The following is an 18890-nucleotide window of genomic DNA, read 5'->3' as shown; positions in this document are numbered from 1 at the left end:
GCGTATCGTCAGGCGGCGAGCGGTTCGAGCGCGGCGCGCAGCGCGTCGGGCAGCGGCACCGGGCGGCGCGTGCCGCGATCGACGTACACGTGCACGAAATGCCCCTGCGCGGCGGGCAACGCATCGCCTTGTGCGAACAGCCCGACTTCATAGCGCACGCTCGACGTGCCGAGCTTCACGACGCGCAGGCCCGCGTCGACCGATTGCGGGAACACGAGCGGCGCGAAGTAGTTGCACTGCGTCTCGACGACCAGCCCGATCGTCTGCCCGTGCTCGACGTCGAGCACGCCCGCGCGGATCAGGTACTCGTTCACGACGGTGTCGAAGTAGCTGTAGTAGACGACGTTGTTCACGTGCCCGTAGACGTCGTTGTCCATCCAGCGGGTCGTGATCGGCAGGAAGTGGCGATAGGCGTCGCGCGGACGCGGCTGCGGCTTGTCGGACATGGCGATGGCGGTCAGGACGATGGAAGCGGAGGAAACGACGGGGACGACGCGTGACGGCCGCACGACGCGGCGCGCCGGCCGGCGACGAAGCGCCGCGACGCGATCGCGCGCGCCACGGCGGACGGCATGCTGCGGGCAGGCCGGTGCGTCACTGCCCCGGCCGGTCGACGAATTCGAAATCGAGGCCGCGCGCGCGCATCCAGTCGGCGAGCGCGACGCCCGTGCCGGCGCGCCACGGGCGCAGCAGCGGCGGATCGACGAGCTTGTATTCGAGCAGTTCCGGCGACAGCGACACCGTGCCCGACGCCCGCACGTGGTACGCGATGATCAGTTCGTTCTTGCGCATGAATTCGTACACGCCGACGAGCGATACGTGCTCGGCCTTCAGCGCGGTTTCCTCGAATACCTCGCGCGCGATGCCGTCCTCGGGCGTCTCGCCGTTTTCGAGGAAGCCGGTGATCAGCGCGAACATCCCTTCGGGCCACGCCGCGTTGCGCGCGAGCAGGATCTTGCCGTCGAGTTCGACGATCGCGGCGACGACGGGCAGCGGGTTGTTCCAGTGCACGTAGCCGCAGGACTCGTCGGGGCAGGCCTGGCGGATGCGGCCGCCCTCATGGTCGGGATCGGCCCGCTCGGTCAGCGGGCTCGCGCAGCGCGGGCAAAAGCGATAGTCGGCGGTGGTCATCGATGGAAATCTGGCGAGCGCCGGACGGCCGTCTGCCGGCTGCCCGCGCACCCGCTCGGCGCGGGAAAGGCTTCATTCTAGCGAGTTTGCCCGCGCCCGAGACGATCCGGCCCCACCGGCTTCAGGATGACCGGCGCCCGTGTGCGGCGCTCGCCGCGAAGCCTGCGGCGCCGATCAGCAGCGCGGCCGCCGCGACCCACAGCGCGGGCGTAAACGACCCGAAGCGCGCGGCGAGCGGCGCCGCGACGAGCGGCCCGAGTATCTGCCCGACGCCGTAGGACGCGGTCGCATAGCCCATCAGCCCGGCCGCACGCTCGCCGTGCAGGCGCCGCGCCTCGCGCATCGCGAACAGCGTGATCGCGGTGAACGGCAGGCCGAGCAGCGCGCTGCCGATCGAGAAGCCGGCCGCGTTCGGCCACACGATTCCGGCCGCGATACCGAGCGCCTGCGTCGCGCAGCCGGCCGCGAGCAGCAGCCGGTTGTCCCAGTGTGCGGGCAGCCGCGCGGCGCTGATCGCGCCGACGATCAGCGCCGCGCCGAACATCGGCCAGAACAGGTCGGGCCACGGCGAACCGGCCGGCAGCGCGGCGCGGGCGATCACCGGCAGGAACGTCGCGGTGACGATGTAACCGAAGCCCGGCGCGCCGTACAGCACGACGAGCCACGCGGCGGCCGCGCGACGGCTTCGCGTGGCGGCCCGCGCCGCCGGGGCGGCGGGCGCCCCTGCGGCCGGATGCGGCGCGGCGGCCGGCGGCGCCGCCTGCGCGTGCGCCGAGGCCGACGCCGCACCGAACGTGCGCCAGATCGCTGCCGACAGGACGGCCGACAGCACCGCGAAACCGAGCCAGCCCACCGCCGCACGCTGCCCGGCCAGCGCACTGCCGATCAGCCCCGTCACGACGATGCCGACGCCCGGCCCCGCGTAGATCACCCCGCTCCATTCGGGCGCACTCAGCTCTGCCAGGCGCCGCAATCCCCATTGCGACATGAACACGAACGTCCATGCGCTGACGACGCCCGCGACGAAACGCACGACGAGCCACGCCGGCAGCCAGTGGCCGGCACCCATCGCGGCAGTCAGCAGCACGGTCGCGACGAGCCCGACACGCACCATCCGCGCGGGCGCGACGCGCAGCGCCGCGCAACTGACCGCACCGACGAAGTAGCCCGCGTAATTCGCCGACGCGAGCCAGCCGCCGGCTTTCAGGCCGATCGAGCCGTCCGCGAGCATCAGCGGCAACAGCGGCGTGAACGCGAAACGGCCGACGCCGAGCACGACGGCCAGACCGATCATGCAGGCGAGCGCGGCCGCGCGGGCGCGGCGGTCGGCGTGGTCGGACGAAAGCACGCGCGTGGCGGCGGTCGGAGCATCGAAGCGGGACATGGCGGCATGGGCCGACGCGTCGCACGCCGGCCGGATCGGGAATCGGAACGTGTCCATCCTAGCTTGACCAAACGTTCTCTAAAAATGAATAATTGAGAATCAAGTCATCCCGTGGAGAGAATCATGGACCTGGCGGCGCTGGCGATCTTCCGGGCGGTCGTGCGCGAGAACGGCGTAACGCGCGCAGCGGCCAAGCTCAATCGCGTGCAGTCGAACGTCACGACGCGCATCAAGCAGTTGGAGGAGGAGCTCGGCGCGGCGCTGTTCGTGCGCGACGGCCGCCGGCTCGTGCTGACGCCGGCCGGGCATACGCTGCTGCCGTATGCGGAGCGCCTGCTCGCGCTCGCCGACGAGGCGCGCGACGCGGTGCGCGAGGACACGCCGCGCGGCCGGCTGCGGCTCGGCACGATGGAAAGCACGGCCGCGAGCCGGCTGCCGACCCTCCTCGCGCGCTATCACCATGCATGGCCCGACGTATCGCTCGAACTGCTGACGGGCACGACGGGCTGCCTGATCGACCGCGTGCGCGACTTCGAAATCGACGCCGCGCTGTTCGCGCGCCCGCCCGAGCCGGACATGCTGCCCGACACGTTCGAGACGGTGCCGATCTTCCGCGAGGATCTCGTGCTGCTCACCCCGCGCGGCCATCCGCCGGTGCGCACGCCGCGCGACGTGCTCCTGCCGACGCTGATCGCGTTCGAGCGCGGCTGCGCGTATCGCAAGTACGTCGAGCAGTGGTACGCGGCGCACGGTGCGAAGCCGGCGCGCGTGCTCGAGCTCGGCTCGTATCACGCGATCGTCGCGTGCGTCGCGGCCGGCGCGGGCATCGCGGTCGCGCCGCGTTCGGTGCTGAATCTGCAGCCCGAGCCCGGCAACATCGCCGCGCACACGATTCCCGAACTGGAAGGCATCGACACGCTGCTCGCGTGGCGGCAGGGTTATGCGTCGGCGGCGCTCGCCGCGCTGCGCGATGCGCTCACCGACGCCGCGCGACAGCCCGGCGACGCGGCGAAGCCGACCGTGACCATGCCGGCCTGACCGGGCTCGCGCGTCGCCGCATCGAGCGACGCGCCGGTACGGCACAAACGAAACGACCCGACCGGCACATCTGCCGATCGGGTCGTTTTTCGCTTGACGCGATGCCGTCGGTACGACGACATCGCATCGGTCGTGCAACGATCAGAGCCGTTCTTCGACCCAGCCCTTCACGCCGGCCAGCGCGCCGGGCAGGTTCGCCGGCTCGGTGCCGCCTGCCTGCGCCATGTCCGGACGGCCGCCGCCCTTGCCGCCGACCTGCTGCGCGACGAAGTTCACGAGCTCGCCGGCCTTGACCTTCTTGCTCGCATCCGGCGTGACGCCCGCGATCAGGCTGACCTTGCCGCCTTCGACGGCCGCCAGCACGATCGCCGCGTTCTTCAGCTTGTCCTTCAGCTTGTCGACCGTCTCGCGCAGCGTCTTCGCGTCGGCGCCGTCGAGCGTCGCGGCCAGCACGTACACGCCGCCGACTTCGACGGCCTGCTGCGCGAGCTCGTCGCCCTGGCTCGACGCGAGCTTCGACTTCAGCGCGCCCAGTTCCTTCTCGAGCGACTTCACCTGGTCCTGCACCTGCGCGATGCGCTGCGTGAGTTCCGACGGCTGCGCCTTCAGCGCCGCCGCCGCTTCGTTCACGCGCGCGTCGAGCTCCTGCACGTAGCGCAGCGCGTTGTCGCCGGTGATCGCTTCGACGCGGCGGATGCCGGCCGCGACGCCGCCTTCGACGACGATCTTGAACAGGCCGATGTCGCCGGTGCGGTGCACGTGCGTGCCGCCGCACAGTTCGCGCGAGAAGCCGAGGTCGAGCACGCGCACTTCGTCGCCGTACTTCTCGCCGAACAGCGCCATCGCGCCGCCCTTCACCGCTTCGTCGTACGGCATCACGCGCACGATGCCCGGCGCGTTCGCGAGGATTTCGGCGTTGACGATCTGCTCGACGCGACGGATTTCGTCGTCGGTCATCGGCGCGTTGTGCGCGAAGTCGAAACGGGTCTTTTCCGCGTCGACGAGCGAACCCTTCTGCTGCACGTGCGCGCCGAGCACTTCGCGCAGCGCCTTGTGCATCAGGTGCGTCGCCGAGTGGTTGCGCTGCGTGCGGGCGCGGCGCTGCGCGTCGATTTCCGCGCGCAGCACGTCGCCGACCTTGAGCGTGCCCTGCTCCAGCGTGCCGTGGTGGCCGATCACGTCGGCCTGCACCTTCAGCGTGTCGGCCACCGCGAAGCGCGTCGCGGCGTTCGCGAGCACGCCCTGGTCGCCGACCTGGCCGCCCGATTCCGCGTAGAACGGCGTGTGGTCGAGCACGACCACCGCATCCTGGCCGGCCTTCACTTCATTGACGGCCGAACCGTCGACGTACAGCGCGACGACCTTCGCGTCGTCGAATGCGATTTCCTCGTAACCGTGGAACGTGGTCTTCGCGCCCGTGTATTCGAGGCCCTGCGTCGCCTTGAACTTGCCGGCCGCGCGCGCCTGCTCGCGCTGGCGCGCCATCGCGTCGTCGAATGCCGGCTCGTCGACCGTCATCCCGCGCTCGCGGCACACGTCGGCCGTCAGATCCAGCGGGAAGCCGTAGGTGTCGTGCAGCTTGAACGCGAGCTCGCCGTCGAGCACCTTGCCGCCCTTCGCGTCGACGTCGGCGAGCGCGGCCTCGAGGATCGACATGCCGTGCTCGATGGTTTCGAAGAAGCGCTCCTCTTCCTGGCGCAGCACGTCGGTCACGCGCTGCTCGGCTTCCTTCAGCTCCGGATAGGCCGTGCCCATCTCGGCGACGAGGTCGGCCACCAGCTTGTGGAAGAACGCGCCCTTGCGGCCCAGCTTGTAGCCGTGGCGGATCGCGCGGCGCACGATCCGGCGCAGCACGTAGCCGCGGCCTTCGTTGCCGGGGATCACGCCGTCGACGATCAGGAACGAACACGCGCGGATGTGATCGGCGATCACCTTCAGCGAGTTGTTCGTGAGGTCGCTGATCTCGGTCACGCGCGCGGCGGCCTTGATCAGGTTCTGGAACAGGTCGATCTCGTAGTTGCTGTGCACGTGCTGCAGCACCGCGGCGAGACGCTCGAGGCCCATGCCGGTGTCGACCGACTGCTTCGGCAGGCGCGTCATGTTGCCCTGCGCGTCGCGGTTGAACTGCATGAACACGAGGTTCCAGATCTCGATGTAGCGGTCGCCGTCTTCTTCAGGCGACCCCGGCGGCCCGCCCCACACGTCCGGGCCGTGGTCGTAGAAGATTTCGGTACACGGGCCGCACGGGCCGGTGTCGCCCATCGTCCAGAAGTTGTCCGACGCGTAGCGCGCGCCCTTGTTGTCGCCGATCCGGATGATCCGCTCGGTCGGCACGCCGACTTCCTTCGCCCAGATGTCGTACGCTTCGTCGTCTTCCTGGTAGACGGTGACCCACAGTTTTTCCTTCGGCAGCTGGTAGACCGTGGTCAGCAGCTCCCACGCGAACTTGATCGCGTCGTGCTTGAAGTAGTCGCCGAACGAGAAGTTGCCGAGCATCTCGAAGAACGTGTGATGGCGCGCCGTGTAGCCGACGTTCTCGAGGTCGTTGTGCTTGCCGCCCGCGCGCACGCTGCGCTGCGCGGTGGTGGCGCGCGAGTACGGGCGCGGGTCCGTGCCGAGGAAGACGTCCTTGAACTGGACCATGCCCGAGTTCGTGAACATCAGCGTGGGATCGTTACCGGGCACGAGGCTCGACGAGCGGACGATCGTGTGGCCCTTCGATTCGAAGAATTTGAGGAATTTCTCGCGGATTTCGGCAGCTTTCATGGCGTGCGGGGACAGTCTGGCAAAGACGGCTTCAAACGCCGGCGCCCCAGGCGGGGCGCGCGGCGGCATGGATTCGGAAACGATCGATTATACGATACAGACCGCCCGCCCAAGCGGCAGCGGCCCGCTGCGCCGGACGACCGGCCTGGGCCACCGGCGCGGCCGATTCGCCTTAAGATGCTCGGCATGCCAATCGGCCGTGCCCGGCAAGGCAGGCCAGCCATGAAAGGAGACGTTTCGACGATGGGCGCCCTGAGCCATATCCGCGTGCTGGATCTCACCCGCGTGCTCGCGGGCCCGTGGTGCGCGCAGACCCTTGCCGATTTCGGCGCGGACGTGATCAAGGTCGAGCGCCCGGGCGCCGGCGACGACACGCGCCACTGGGGCCCGCCGTACCTGAAGGACGCTAACGGCGCGGATACCGCCGAGGCCGCGTACTACCTCGCGGCGAATCGCAACAAGCGCTCGGTGACGATCGACATCGCGACGCCGGAGGGCCAGCAGATCGTGCGCGAGCTCGCCGCGCAAAGCGACGTCGTGCTCGAGAACTACAAGGTCGGCCAGTTGAAGAAATACGGGCTCGATTACGATTCGCTGCGCGCGGTGAAGCCCGATCTCGTCTACTGCTCGGTCACCGGCTTCGGCCAGACCGGCCCGTACGCGCATCGCGCGGGCTACGATTTCATCGTGCAGGGGATCGGCGGCTTCATGAGCATCACCGGCGAACGCGACGGCGAACCGGGCGGCGGCCCGCAGAAGGCCGGCGTCGCGATCGCCGATCTCGCGACCGGCCTCTATTCGACGATCGCCGTGCTCGCCGCGCTCGCGCACCGCGACCGCACGGGCGAAGGCCAGTACATCGACATGGCCCTGCTCGACGTGCAGGTCGCGCTGCTCGCGAACATGAACACCAACTTCCTCGCGAGCGGCAAGCCGCCGGTGCGCTGGGGCAACGCGCATCCGAACATCGTGCCGTACCAGACGTTCCAGACGCGCGACGGCTGGATCATCGTCGCGGTCGGCAACGACGGGCAGTTCCGCAAGTTCGTCGAGGCCGGCGGACGGCCCGAGCTGGCTGACGACGAGCGCTTCGCGACGAATCCGTCGCGCGTGCGCCATCGCGACACGCTGGTGCCGATCCTCGCGGAGATGGTGAAGGCGCGCGACAAGGCCGACTGGATCGGCGCGCTCGAAGCGGCCGGCGTGCCGTGCGGGCCGATCAACGATCTCGACGAGGTGTTCGACAACGAGCAGGTGGTCGCGCGCGGGATGCAGGTGTCGCTGCCGCACCCGTGCGGCGCGGACGTGAAGCTCGTGCGCAACCCGATCCGGATGAGCGCGACACCGCCCGACGCGCGCACGGCCCCGCCGCTGCTCGGCGCTCAGACGGATGACGTGCTGCGCGACATGCTCGGCTACGACGACGCGCGGATCGCCGCGTTGAAGGCGAAACAGGCGATCTGACGCGGTTCGGGGCGACGGCGTCGCGGCGCCAGGCGCACGTGACGACAACGGTCGAATCGAACAGCCGCGACTCGCGCGCGACGCGCAGACGAACTAACGTGCGAGCGCATCGAGCCAGCCGCGCGCTTGCGGCCAGTCGCCGAGCCCGCTGTCCGCGTTGATGTGGCCGCGCGGGCCGAGCTCGTGGAACGTGCTGCCCCACGCGTTCGCGCAGCCGCGCGCGAACGCGAGCGAACCGTACGGATCGTCGCTGCTTGCGACGACGCAGGTCGGAAACGGCAACCGCTCGTGCGGCACCGGGCCGAAGCCGTGCGCGTCGGCCGGAAACGCCGGCCCGGTGGGATCGGGCAGCGCGACCAGCAGCGCGCCGCGCACTTTCGCGAGCGCGGCCGGCCGCGCGTAGCGGGTCGCCCACCATGCGGCGGTCAGCGTGCCGAGACTGTGGCCGGCGATCAGCACCGGCCCGCGCGCGGCTTCGATCGCCCGGTCGAGCGCGAGACACCAGCCGTTGCGGAATGCCCGCTCCCAGTCGGGCATCGCGACGCGCACGAAACGCGCGTCGGCGCGCTCCCAGCGGCTTTGCCAGTGGAACGGACCGGAGTTGCCGTAGCCCGGCAGCACGAATACGAGGGGGTCGCTCATGAAAGGATTCGTCGACGAATGAAGTCGTTATGTGGCGTCGACGAAGTGTCGCACACCCGTTCCTCCCTGATGCTGCCTGTCGAAAAATGGAAGAGGTGTGCGGGCGGGCCGTTACGCGTACGGAACGGCGTCACGCCCGGCCGGCATCGCGCGAGCACGCTCAGGCCCGCGCACGCCGGCGTGGATCAGCGCACGCCTGCGCCGACCAGGCCGCCTGCCGCCGCCCCGGCGACCGTGCCGACCGGCCCGCCCGTGATCAGGTAGCCGAGCGCGCCGCCCGCGGCCGCGCCGATACCGGCATTGCGCTGCGTATGCGTCATCGCGCATGCGCCGAGTTGCGAAAGAGCCGCGACGATCACCGCGGTACGAACGAGAAAAGTGGTCTTCTTCATCATGATTATTGGCTTCCTCCCGCCACGCAAAAATTGCGAATGGCGGCATTGAATCGGTGAAGCCATCATAGGAAAAGCCGAACGGCCCCGGCAATCCGATTTACGTCGTGTTACAGCCGACACACACTCGATATATTGCGGTACGCATCGCGAACGCAGGCCGCCCGACCGGCAGGCCGCGCGGGACGGACCCCGGTCAGGTAGAATTGCAGGATTAAACCGGCGCGACGCGCCGACACAACCCTGACGCCAACCGCATGAGCACCGAACGCAACGACGCCCCCGCGGCTTCCAATTTCATCCGCAACATCATCGACGACGACAACCGCACCGGCAAATGGGGCGGCCGCGTCGAGACGCGCTTCCCGCCCGAGCCGAACGGCTATCTGCACATCGGTCATGCGAAGAGCATCTGCCTGAACTTCACCGTCGCGCGCGACTACGGCGGCGTGTGCCACCTGCGCTTCGACGACACGAACCCGGAAAAGGAAAGCGTCGAATACGTCGACTCGATCGTCGACGCGGTGCGCTGGCTCGGCTTCGACTGGCGCAAGGACGCGGTCGATCATCAGTATTTCGCGAGCGACTACTACGACAAGCTGTACGAATTCGCCGAGTTGCTGATCCAGCGCGGCAAGGCGTACGTCGACAGCCAGAGCGCCGACGAAATGCGCGCGAACCGCGGCTCGCTGACCGAAGGCGGCAAGCCGTCGCCGTTCCGCGACCGCTCGCCCGAGGAAAACCTCGACCTGTTCCGCCGCATGAAGGCCGGCGAGTTCAAGGAAGGCGAGCACGTGCTGCGCGCGAAAATCGACATGGCTTCGCCGAACATGAACATGCGCGACCCGGTGATCTACCGGATCCGCTACGCGCACCACTACCGCACCGGCGACGCATGGTGCGTGTATCCGATGTACGACTACACGCACTGCATCTCGGATGCGCTCGAAGGCATCACGCATTCGCTGTGCACGCTCGAGTTCGAGGATCACCGCCCGCTGTACGACTGGGTGCTGAACGAGCTCGCGGAAGCCGGCGTGTTCACGCGCCCGCTGCCGCAACAGATCGAATTCTCGCGGCTGAACCTCACGTACGCGATCACCAGCAAGCGCAAGCTGCTGCAACTCGTCACCGAAGGCCACGTCGACGGCTGGGACGACCCGCGCATGCCGACGATCGTCGGCATTCGCCGTCGCGGTTTCACGCCGGAGAGCATTCGCCTGTTCTGCGAGCGGATCGGCGTGACGAAGATCGATTCGTGGATCGACATGAGCATCTTCGAAGGCGCGCTGCGCGACGACCTCGACGAAAAGGCCGCGCGAACGGTCGCGGTGCTCGATCCGCTGAAGCTCGTGATCGACAACTATCCGGAAGACCTCGAGGAACCCTGCACGGCGCCCGTGCATCCGCATCATCCGGACCGCGGCGTGCGCACGTTCCCGATCTCGCGCGAACTGTGGATCGAGCGCGAGGATTTCGTCGAGAATCCGCCGAAGGGCTATTTCCGCCTGTTCCCGGGCAACAAGGTGCGCCTGCGCTACGGCTACGTGATCGAATGCACGGGCTTCGACAAGGACGCCGACGGCAACGTGACGGCCGTGCACTGCAACTACTTCCCGGACAGCAAATCGGGCACCGAAGGCGCGAACACCTACAAGGTCAAGGGCAACATCCACTGGGTCAGCGCGAAGCACGCGCAGCCGGCCGAAGTGCGGATTTACGATCGCCTGTTCAAGGAACCGCACCCGGACGCGGGCGGCGCGAACTTCCTCGAAGCGCTGAACCCCGATTCGAAGAAGATCGTGCAGGCGTACCTCGAGCCGGGCAACGGCGACGTCGCACCGGAAACGCGCCTGCAGTTCGAGCGCCACGGCTACTTCGTTGCCGACCGTGTCGATTCGAAGCCGGGCAAGCCGGTGTTCAACCGGATCGTCGGGCTGCGCGACAGCTGGGGCAAGCCGGCCTGACCGCCCTGCTCCGCGCGGGTGGCGTGCGGCTTCGCAAGCCGCCGTTGCCTGCCCATGAAAAAACCGGCTCCAGGGCCGGTTTTTTCATGGGCGTGCGCCGAACGGCGGCGGGCGGCAGCGCAAGCCGCGGCGCTCGTTCACGCGCCCGACAACCGCCGATGCAGCTCCGCCAGCGACAGCTTCGTGCGAAACAGCCGCGCGAGACTGCGGCTCGCATAGGCGTCGATGTCGCCCGGTACGGTCCAGCGGTACGCATCCATCTCGGGGATCATCGAGCCGTCGCGGCGGCTCGGAAACAGCGAAGTACACGTGCAGCGCTCGGGATCGATCTCGCCTTCGGCCACCTGCACCGCGAACAGGTGCAGATCCTTGTCGTGCCGGTATGCGAAGCGGCCGAGATCGAGCAACCGTGCCGGCGCGAACTCGATGCCGGTTTCCTCCAGCAGTTCGCGCAGCGCGGCGTCGGCCGGCGTCTCGCCCGGTTCGCCCTGCCCCTTCGGAATATCCCAGTGCGTGGTGTCCGTCGCGTGCGCGAGAAACACGCGGCCGGCCGCATCGAGAATCACGACGCCGCACGACACCGTGCGCGGCGCGCCGCCCCGCTTCATCACGCGCGTGCTCAGCGCTTCTGCAGTTGCCACTTGCCCGCGGCCGTCTTGCAGTAGACGGGCTTGAGCGTCATCGTCTGGCCCTTCGCGGTGATTTCGGTCGCGACTTCGCGGCAGGTCTTGCCGTCCGCCTCGGTCGTGCTCGGCGTGAGCTTCGCATCGATCTGCGTGCCGCGGCCGCTGCTCTGCCACGTCGTGGTTTCGCCGTCCTTGCCTTCGTCGCGCGCCTGCACGACCGCCTTGGTGAGCGACGCGCGGTCGGCCTTGCTGAAATAGCTGATCGGCGTGTCGTTCAGGAAATTCAGGTTGTTCTGCGCATGGGCGGGCAGCATCGCGGCTGCGCACGCGGCGCCGGCCAGCACACGCGTGACGACGGAAAGGGATGCACGCATCGACATGTTTTTTCTCCTTGGATGTTCGATCGAACGGCGCGGCGCATGCCGGCGAACCGGGAACCGGCCCTCCGGCATGCGCCACGCCCGTCAGCGAGCGAGCATAGCATGCGTGCTGTAATGATTGCCTTCTAGGGCTTGGCCGGCGCGGCCGTTTGCCGATATCCGTCAGTCAGCGTGCCGAGGAACGCGATCACGTCCTTGATCTCGGCCGCGTTCAGCGCCGGCTGCTCGCCGCGCTTGCGGTCGAACGGCGGCTCCCGGTTGATGTTCTGCCAGTAGCGCTTCGGCAAATCGTCGTAGATCTGCACCTTGCCGTGCACGACCGGGTAGAACTTCTCCGGATGAATGTCGCGTTCGACGTAGAAGCGCATCACGTCCTCGAGCGAGTGATACACGCCGTTGTGGAAGAACGTCTTGCGCAGCGCGACGTTGCGCAGCGACGGCGTGCGGAACAACCCGCAGAATTCGTCGCGCCCCTTCAGGTCGGTGCGTTCGGGGCCGCACGCGCCGAGATCGTAAAAGCGCGGGTCGCGATTGACGGGCAGCGCGCGGTTGCGCGGCACCGCGATCGCGATCAGCCCGAAATCGCTGAACTGCGGCGGGCCGCCTTCGAGCGTGCGCTGGCTGACGTGGCAGCTCGCGCAGTTGCCCTTCTTCTCGTCGTTGAACAACTGCAGCCCATGCAACTCCGCGGGCGTGAGCTGCGCGCGGCCGGCCAGATACGCGTCGTATTTGCTCGTGTACGGATCGAACAGCGCCGGCTGCTGCTGGAATGCGTCGAGCGCGCGCAGCACCGCATCGAACGTCGCCTGGTCGTCGCCGAGAACCTTGTCGCCGAATGCCTTGCGGAACGCGTCGGCATACGGTGCGGCGCGAACCGCCTTCGCGACTCGCGCGGGCGAACTGCTCATCTCGAACGGCGACGTGAGCGGAATGCGCGCCTGCGCATCGCGCGTATCGACGCGACCGTCCCAGGTCAGCCCGCCGGTCGGACCCGCGTCGATGCTTTCGTCGCCTTCGTCCGGCGAATCGTGGAAGTGCTCGCTGAACGGCGGGATGCCGCGCAGGTACTTCAGCGACGGCACCGCGCGAAAGCCGGTACGGTGCATGTCGTCGCCGCCGAGCTGCACCGACAGCGCGTTCGGCGGCCCGAACGCATGCTCGGCGCTATGGCACGACGCGCAGGCGAGCTTGCCCGAGCCGGACAGCGACGGATCGAAGAACAGCTGCTTGCCGAGTGCCGTCATCTGCTTCACGCCCTCGAACACCTGTGCACGCGTCTGCGGCTGGCCGGCCGGCGCGACCGCCGGGACGGCCGGGACGGCCGGGGCGGCCTGAGCCGCCGGGACGACGGACGCGGCCGACGCATTCGTGCCGGGCCGTGCGTCGCAACCGGCGAGCGCCGCGAGCGTGCCGGCCACCGCGAACGCCGCCGCGGCGGGAATCAGCGATCGCGCGGACGCGAAGGATTTCAGAAGGGTGTGCATCGTCGTTGTTCTAGTAGCGGTGGGCAATCGGCCGGAGCTTATGTCAGTTCCGTGACCGTTGAATGACGTTCGACCGACAGTCAATTGAAAGCGCCCCTACACCCGGCTGTCAAATCGGTTCCAGATAATGCGCGCAGCCGGGCGGTACCGCGAGGTTCGTGCGCCGGCCCTCCCGCCACCCGGTTCCCACACGCGACCAACGACGAATGAGAGAGAACATCGCATGAAGAAGCACGCCTGGATTCGCTATACGCCGATCGCCCTTGCGGCCGCGCTCAGCCTGACCGCCTGCGGCGGCGACGACGTCACGCAGCAGGGCCTGTCGGCCGTCAAGAACGTCGTCGTGATCTACGCCGAAAACCGCAGCTTCGACAACCTGTACGGCAATTTCCCGGGCGCGAACGGTCTGCAGAACGTGACGGCCGCGAACTCGGTGCAGAAGGATCGCGACGGCTCGACGATGGCGACGCTGCCGAAGGTCTGGGGCGGCCTGACCGCGACCGGCATCACGCCGGCGGTGACCGAAGCGATGACGGCGAACCTGCCGAACGCGCCGTTCGCGATCGACGATCCGAAAGGCTTCAACCAGTCGATGAGCATCGCGACGCGCGACATCGTGCACCGCTTCTACCAGGACCAGATGCAGATCAACGGCGGCAAGAACGACATGTACGCCGCCTGGACCGACGCCGGCGGCCTGACGATGGGCCACTACACGGCCGATCCGTCGAAGCTGCCGCTGTGGAAGATCGCGCAGCAGTACGTGCTTGCGGACAACTTCTTCATGGGCGCGTTCGGCGGGTCGTTCCTGAACCACCAGTACCTGATCTGCGCGTGCGCACCGTACTACCCGAACGCCGACAAGAGCCCGGCGGCCGGCAAGATCGCCGTGCTGAACGCCGACGGCAAGTCGCTGAAGGTCGCGACGAACTCGCCGGCTTCCGCGCTGAGCGGCCCGCCGAAGTTCGTCAACGACGGCGCGCTCACGCCCGACTTCTACGGCGTCAACACGATGCAGCCGGCGTATCAGCCGAGCGGCAACAAGGCGGCCACGGGCGGCGACCCGCTGCTCGCCGATCCGGCCAATCCGTCGACGATGCCGCCGCAGACGGCGACCAACATCGGCGACCTGCTGACCAATGCGGGCGTGTCGTGGGCGTGGTACGGCGGCGCATGGGGCCAGGCGCTGCAGGCGAGCCAGAACGGCACGTCGAACGTGATCTACGGCGCCGACCTGTCGACACCGAACTTCCAGCCGCACCACCAGCCGTTCAACTACTTCGCGAACCAGGCGCCGGGCACCGCGAGCCGCGCGCAACACCTGCTCGACGGCGGCGCGAACGGCGCCGAGTTCATCAAGGCGATCGATGCGGGCACGCTGCCGCAGGTCGCGTTCTACAAGCCGCAAGGGAACCTGAACGAGCACCCGGGCTACACGGACGTCACCTCCGGCGACCAGCACATCGCCGACGTGATCGCGCACCTGCAGGCCAGCCCGCAGTGGAAGAACATGGTCGTGGTCGTCACGTACGACGAAAACGGCGGTTTCTGGGATCACGCCACGCCGCCGAATGCCGACCGCTGGGGCCCGGGCACCCGCATTCCGGCGCTGATCGTGTCGCCGTATGCGAAGAAGGGTTTCGTGGACCACACGCAGTACGACACGGGTTCGATCCTGCGCTTCATCACGCGTCGCTTCTCGCTGCCGCGCCTCGCGGGCCTGCAGCAGCGCGACGACGCGCTGAAGGCGAACGGCGCGCAGCCGATGGGCGACCTGACGAACGCGCTCACGCTGTCGCCGAACCTGTAATCGCGATCGCGAACGGGGCGGGCACGCCGCCGGCTCGCTCGAACGGAGAGCGGCCCCTCGGGGCCGCTTTTTTTCATGGGCGCACGATGCCGCGCGGCGGCGTCACCATCCGTACTTCAGCTCGACGCCGACGTAGTCGGCGTTGTGCCCGCCCGCCTGCCGGATCGCGTCGCCGACCTGGAAATGCACGGCCTCGACCGCGCCGATCAGGTTCGCCGCAATCGTCCAGTCCGCACGCAACTGCACGTACATGCCCGTCCACGACCCGCCCTTGCCCGCCGTGCCCGGCACCGGGATGTTCGGCTGCTGATAGACGGCATCGCCGGTCGTCTCGCGCCACTGGAAGCCCAGCGCGCCGAGCAGCGACAGGTTCGGCGACGGTTTCAGCGTCACGGACGGCTTCACGTGAATCAGGTTCGCGTAACTCGTATAGCCGGCCAGCGTGAAGTAATAGCCGTTCGGAAACAGCGGATTGAAGGTGCCGACGCGGCCGTCGTGCGGATGCCGGTCGCCCGATGCCGCGTCGACCTGCAGCGCGATGCGCGGCGACCACGGCGCGTCGAGCTTGTAGCCGGCAATCGAACCGACGGCCCACGCGCCGATCGTCGCGTTGCCGACCGTGCCGGTCTGCAGCATCGTTTCGAGATCCCAGTCGAAGCGGCCCTGCGTGCCCGTGTAGCGCACGTCCCATACGTCGCGATGCTCGGGCCCGCTCGCATCGAGGAAACGCGCGCCGCGGCGGTTGTAGCGCGACCAGTAGCCCGACAGATCGCCTGGCCCGACCGACTGCCGCTCGAAGCGCACGCCGCTGAACGTGAGATCGCGATTCGACACGTCGTCGAAATCGGACGCGTTGCGGTTCTGCACCGGCTGCGTCGCATAGCCGATGAAGCGCCACTTTCCGTATTCGTAATCGGCCCAGACCGCATCGAACGCCAGCCGTACGTTCGGGCCGTCGCGCGCGGCGATGAAGCGCTGCAGGTCGAACGCCATCTCCTGACGGCCGACGCGGAACTTGACCGTGCCGCCGCCGAGCGCACCCGTGTAGGTCGCGAACGCCTGTTCGAGATCGAGCGGGTTCCTGTCGACCGGCGACACCGCGTTCTTGCCGAACGCGCGTGCGTCCTGCAATTGCGCGAAGAACTGCCAGTGCCGGCCGAGGTGCGCATCGGCGTGCACTTCGATGCGCTGGATCAGGTACGTATCCGATTGCGCGGAGCCGATGCCGAACAGCGGCGCGTCGTTGGTCTCCAGGCGTTCGCGCAGGTTCACGCCGAGCGACAGATAGGAGGCCGGATCGTTGCCGAGCGGGATGTATTTCAACCCGTCGAGCGGCGCATGCGGCACGCAGGGATTCGCGAGCACCGACCAGTCTTCCTGCCAGCGGTTGAACAGCATCGTCGGCCGCTTGGCTGTGCACGCCGACGCGGCGGCGGCTGCGGACGTCGACGCCGGCGCCGAAGCCGATGACGCGGTCGACATCGGCGCCGGTTCTTGCGTCGAAGCCGGCGTGATGATCGAGGGCGACGCGCCTGCCGTTTCCGCACACGCAGCGTCGGCCCCAGCGAACAGCAGTCCCGCGACGACCGACACGCGCGCGGCCCGCTCGAAGCGGCGGCCGCGGCGTCTGCCCCGTCGCTCGATCATGCGCGCTCCTGCGTGGTTGCGCCGGCCGATTGCGCCGCGCACAGCGCAAGCGTCGCGAGCGCGCCGACGGGAACCAGCAACGCCAGGAACCCGACGTAGCGGAACCCGAGCGCACCGGCCGCCGCGCCGAGCGCGAACGCGACGATCGCCGGCAGCATCTTCGCGAAGCGTGCGCGCGCGGTGGCGCGCACGCTGTCCGCCGTGCCGGGCGACAGCATGTCGACGGCATCCAGGATCGCCTGCGTGACGTTGCCGGTCATCACCGTATTCGGCACGCCGCCCGCGCGAGCGATCACCCGCGGATGCGCGTTCTGCACGCCCATCGCGAACGTGCCCACGATGCCGGCCACCAGCGCGGCGAGGCTGTCGGGCTGCGTGACGGGCGTCGCCCACACGCCTGCCGCGCAGAAGCCCAGCAGCAGCACGGCCTGCACCGCATGCAGCATGCGCGCGCCCTGCCACGCCGGCCGCGCGGACATCGACCGCGCGATCAGGCTGCTCGCGATCACGCCGCACACGAACGCCGGAAACACGCTGAGCTTCAGCACGACACCCTGGCCGAAGCCTGCGATGCCCGCACCGATCAGCACGAAGTTGCCGGTCACGTGCGCGGTGAACAGCCCGAACAGCGCGACGAAGCTCAGCGTGTCGACGAAGCCGGCCACCGCGGCAAGGATCGTGTCCTCGTGCTTCATCGCGCCGCGCTCGCGTGGATTTCGGCGACGTAGCCGCCCGGGAACTGCACGAGCGCCGCGTCGCGGCCGTCCGACTTGAACGGCGGCACGAGCACGGTCACGCCCGCGGCTTCGGCCTGCTTCAGCGTCGCGGCGAGATCGGACACTTCGTAGCCGGTCATCTCGCGCCCGAATGGATAAGGCAGATGGCCGTCCGTCACCAGCACGGTCATCCTGCCGAAGCCCGATTCGATGCGAATGCGGCGGTAGGTATCGTCCGGCCGGCCGATCTCGATGCCCGGCGCCTTCAGGTCGTCGGACACCACCTTGCCTTTCGAGAACTTGACGAAGTCGTGCACGAACTTGCGCGCGCTTTGCGGCGATACGTACACACGGTTCTCGGGGATGGTCTGCAGCGCGTCGTAATGCGGCGCCTGCGTGTGCCAGTACAGCTGCATGTTCACGCCGCCCGCCCACGTGACGATCGCGTCGCGGCCGATCGGATCGGCAAACGTGTCGACGATCACGTCGGCACCGTGCTCGCGCGCCGACTTCACGGCGACGTCCATGTCGGTCACGAGATAGCCGGTGCGCTCCGAGCAGAACGGATACGGGATCGGCGTCTTGAAACCGAATACCGAGATCGTGCCGACCGGCGTCAGCACGAGTTGCGACATCGTCTGGCTCGGCGTCGGCGTGACCTGGAACACGCCCTGCTTCGACTTCTTGCCGCCGAAGGTCGCGACGAAGCTGTCGGTGAAGCGGTCGAAGTCTTCGGGTGCGACGCACACGTGCGTCGTGTCGTACTGCGGGCCGACCGCCACCGTCGGCACCGCCGCAGGCGGCGCCGGCGGTTTCGCGAACGTCGCGGGGGCAGCGGCGAGGCCGCCCGCGAGCATCGCGGCGAGCAGCACGGAACGAAGGGATTTCATCACGGGATGTCCTGATTGTTGCATCGTCATCGAATGGAACGGCCATCATCGGCCGGTTGCCGCGCATCGTCGAGCACGGTCGCGAGCACGAGTGCCGCGATCAGCCCGAGATGCTCGAAAAAGCTGTTGAGCGCCATGAAGTGCTCGGCGCCCGAACGGTTCCAGAAATCGTTCGCCACACACATCGCAACGAGCGTCAGCATGCCGAGGCTGCCGGCGCCGAGCCACGTGAAGCGGCGAAACACCACGCACAGCGAGCCGACGATCTCGACCGCTATCGCGAGCGCTGCCCACAGCGCGGCCGGCTGCAGGCCGAAATGCGCCTGTTCCGCGACCGCGCCGTCGAAATCGAGCGCCTTCGCGACGCCGCCGAGCAGATAGGCGGACACCAGCGCGAGGCGCGCGAGCGGCAGAACCCACGGCTGCGACAGCAGCACGCCGATCCACGCGGGGGTGCCGTAAGCAGTACGCGTCGTCATGTCAGACCGCCCAGCACGAACAGCCGAACGCGCCCCAGAAGCCCTTCGCGTCCGACGTCGGCAACGCACTTGCC

Annotated in this window: 17 protein-coding genes; 4 read left to right on the top strand and 13 right to left on the bottom strand. The window is 68.4% G+C overall.

Annotated elements, in window-relative coordinates; genetic code table 11:
* Positions 1-8: 8 nt before the first annotated feature.
* From WT97_RS06645 to WT97_RS06635, 3 genes are all read right to left on the bottom strand, one after another.
* Positions 9-446 carry a thioesterase family protein gene (locus WT97_RS06645; protein WP_059505621.1) on the bottom strand — a complete coding sequence of 146 codons (438 nt, stop codon included), beginning with the start codon at positions 444-446 and terminating at the stop codon, positions 9-11.
* A 148-nt stretch (positions 447-594) separates the two neighbouring features.
* The gene (locus WT97_RS06640; RefSeq protein ID WP_059505619.1) at positions 595-1131 is read right to left on the bottom strand and encodes an NUDIX domain-containing protein; all 537 of its coding nucleotides are present in this window, start codon (positions 1129-1131) and stop codon (positions 595-597) included.
* Between the two features lie 121 nt (positions 1132-1252).
* Complete coding sequence (locus WT97_RS06635) at positions 1253-2515, bottom strand: YbfB/YjiJ family MFS transporter (protein ID WP_060353197.1); 1263 nt, start codon at positions 2513-2515, stop codon at positions 1253-1255.
* A gap of 123 nt (positions 2516-2638) precedes the next feature.
* Between WT97_RS06635 and WT97_RS06630 the strand changes: the two genes are divergently transcribed.
* Positions 2639-3553 (top strand): LysR family transcriptional regulator, encoded by a 915-nt coding sequence (locus tag WT97_RS06630; RefSeq protein WP_060353175.1) that lies wholly within the window; start codon positions 2639-2641, stop codon positions 3551-3553.
* A gap of 141 nt (positions 3554-3694) precedes the next feature.
* Here WT97_RS06630 and alaS read toward each other — a convergent pair whose 3' ends face one another.
* Positions 3695-6319 (bottom strand): alanine--tRNA ligase, encoded by a 2625-nt coding sequence (alaS, locus tag WT97_RS06625; protein WP_060034388.1) that lies wholly within the window; start codon positions 6317-6319, stop codon positions 3695-3697.
* A 243-nt stretch (positions 6320-6562) separates the two neighbouring features.
* On the opposite strand from alaS, the gene WT97_RS06620 reads away from it, so the two are divergent.
* Entirely contained in the window at positions 6563-7783 is a 1221-nt protein-coding gene (locus WT97_RS06620) for a CaiB/BaiF CoA-transferase family protein (protein WP_060353174.1), read from the top strand.
* A gap of 93 nt (positions 7784-7876) precedes the next feature.
* Here the strand turns inward: WT97_RS06620 and WT97_RS06615 are convergent, their stop codons facing one another.
* Both WT97_RS06615 and WT97_RS06610 read right to left on the bottom strand, forming a co-directional pair.
* Positions 7877-8425: an alpha/beta hydrolase gene (locus WT97_RS06615; RefSeq protein ID WP_060353173.1), complete on the bottom strand. Its 549-nt coding sequence runs from the start codon at positions 8423-8425 to the stop codon at positions 7877-7879.
* A gap of 185 nt (positions 8426-8610) precedes the next feature.
* Positions 8611-8820: an ornithine acetyltransferase gene (locus WT97_RS06610; RefSeq protein ID WP_006497729.1), complete on the bottom strand. Its 210-nt coding sequence runs from the start codon at positions 8818-8820 to the stop codon at positions 8611-8613.
* 254 nt (positions 8821-9074) lie between these two features.
* Between WT97_RS06610 and WT97_RS06605 the strand changes: the two genes are divergently transcribed.
* The gene (locus WT97_RS06605; RefSeq protein WP_059505610.1) at positions 9075-10784 is read left to right on the top strand and encodes a glutamine--tRNA ligase/YqeY domain fusion protein; all 1710 of its coding nucleotides are present in this window, start codon (positions 9075-9077) and stop codon (positions 10782-10784) included.
* 137 nt (positions 10785-10921) lie between these two features.
* Here WT97_RS06605 and WT97_RS06600 read toward each other — a convergent pair whose 3' ends face one another.
* From WT97_RS06600 to WT97_RS06590, 3 genes are all read right to left on the bottom strand, one after another.
* Positions 10922-11392 (bottom strand): NUDIX hydrolase, encoded by a 471-nt coding sequence (locus WT97_RS06600; RefSeq protein WP_059505608.1) that lies wholly within the window; start codon positions 11390-11392, stop codon positions 10922-10924.
* 11 nt (positions 11393-11403) lie between these two features.
* On the bottom strand, positions 11404-11790 hold the full coding sequence (locus tag WT97_RS06595) for a hypothetical protein (protein WP_059505606.1): 387 nt from the start codon (positions 11788-11790) through the stop codon (positions 11404-11406).
* A gap of 125 nt (positions 11791-11915) precedes the next feature.
* On the bottom strand, positions 11916-13274 hold the full coding sequence (locus WT97_RS06590; RefSeq protein WP_060353172.1) for a cytochrome-c peroxidase: 1359 nt from the start codon (positions 13272-13274) through the stop codon (positions 11916-11918).
* A 223-nt stretch (positions 13275-13497) separates the two neighbouring features.
* Between WT97_RS06590 and WT97_RS06585 the strand changes: the two genes are divergently transcribed.
* Entirely contained in the window at positions 13498-15084 is a 1587-nt protein-coding gene (locus tag WT97_RS06585) for an acid phosphatase (RefSeq protein ID WP_059505602.1), read from the top strand.
* A 102-nt stretch (positions 15085-15186) separates the two neighbouring features.
* On the opposite strand, the gene WT97_RS06580 is transcribed toward WT97_RS06585, so the two are convergent.
* From WT97_RS06580 to WT97_RS06565, 4 genes are read right to left on the bottom strand one after another with little or no spacing between them, the layout of a single operon-like run.
* On the bottom strand, positions 15187-16731 hold the full coding sequence (locus tag WT97_RS06580) for an alginate export family protein (protein WP_060353196.1): 1545 nt from the start codon (positions 16729-16731) through the stop codon (positions 15187-15189).
* Complete coding sequence (locus WT97_RS06575; protein WP_059505600.1) at positions 16728-17426, bottom strand: YoaK family protein; 699 nt, start codon at positions 17424-17426, stop codon at positions 16728-16730. Before WT97_RS06575 ends, WT97_RS06580 begins: the two co-directional genes overlap by 4 nt.
* Positions 17423-18337, bottom strand: coding sequence for a VOC family protein (locus tag WT97_RS06570; protein WP_059505599.1), 915 nt, complete (start codon positions 18335-18337; stop codon positions 17423-17425). The genes WT97_RS06575 and WT97_RS06570 overlap by 4 nt, the downstream gene beginning before the upstream one ends.
* Positions 18338-18363: 26 nt before the next feature.
* A complete protein-coding gene (locus WT97_RS06565) occupies positions 18364-18816 on the bottom strand; it encodes a DoxX family protein (protein ID WP_059505597.1) in 453 nt (150 codons plus the stop codon).
* Positions 18817-18890 lie beyond the last annotated feature (74 nt).

This window comes from Burkholderia sp. MSMB1459WGS, assembly GCF_001534535.1.
Lineage (GTDB): Bacteria > Pseudomonadota > Gammaproteobacteria > Burkholderiales > Burkholderiaceae > Burkholderia.
This window is presented reverse-complemented; position numbering and strand designations above follow the sequence as displayed.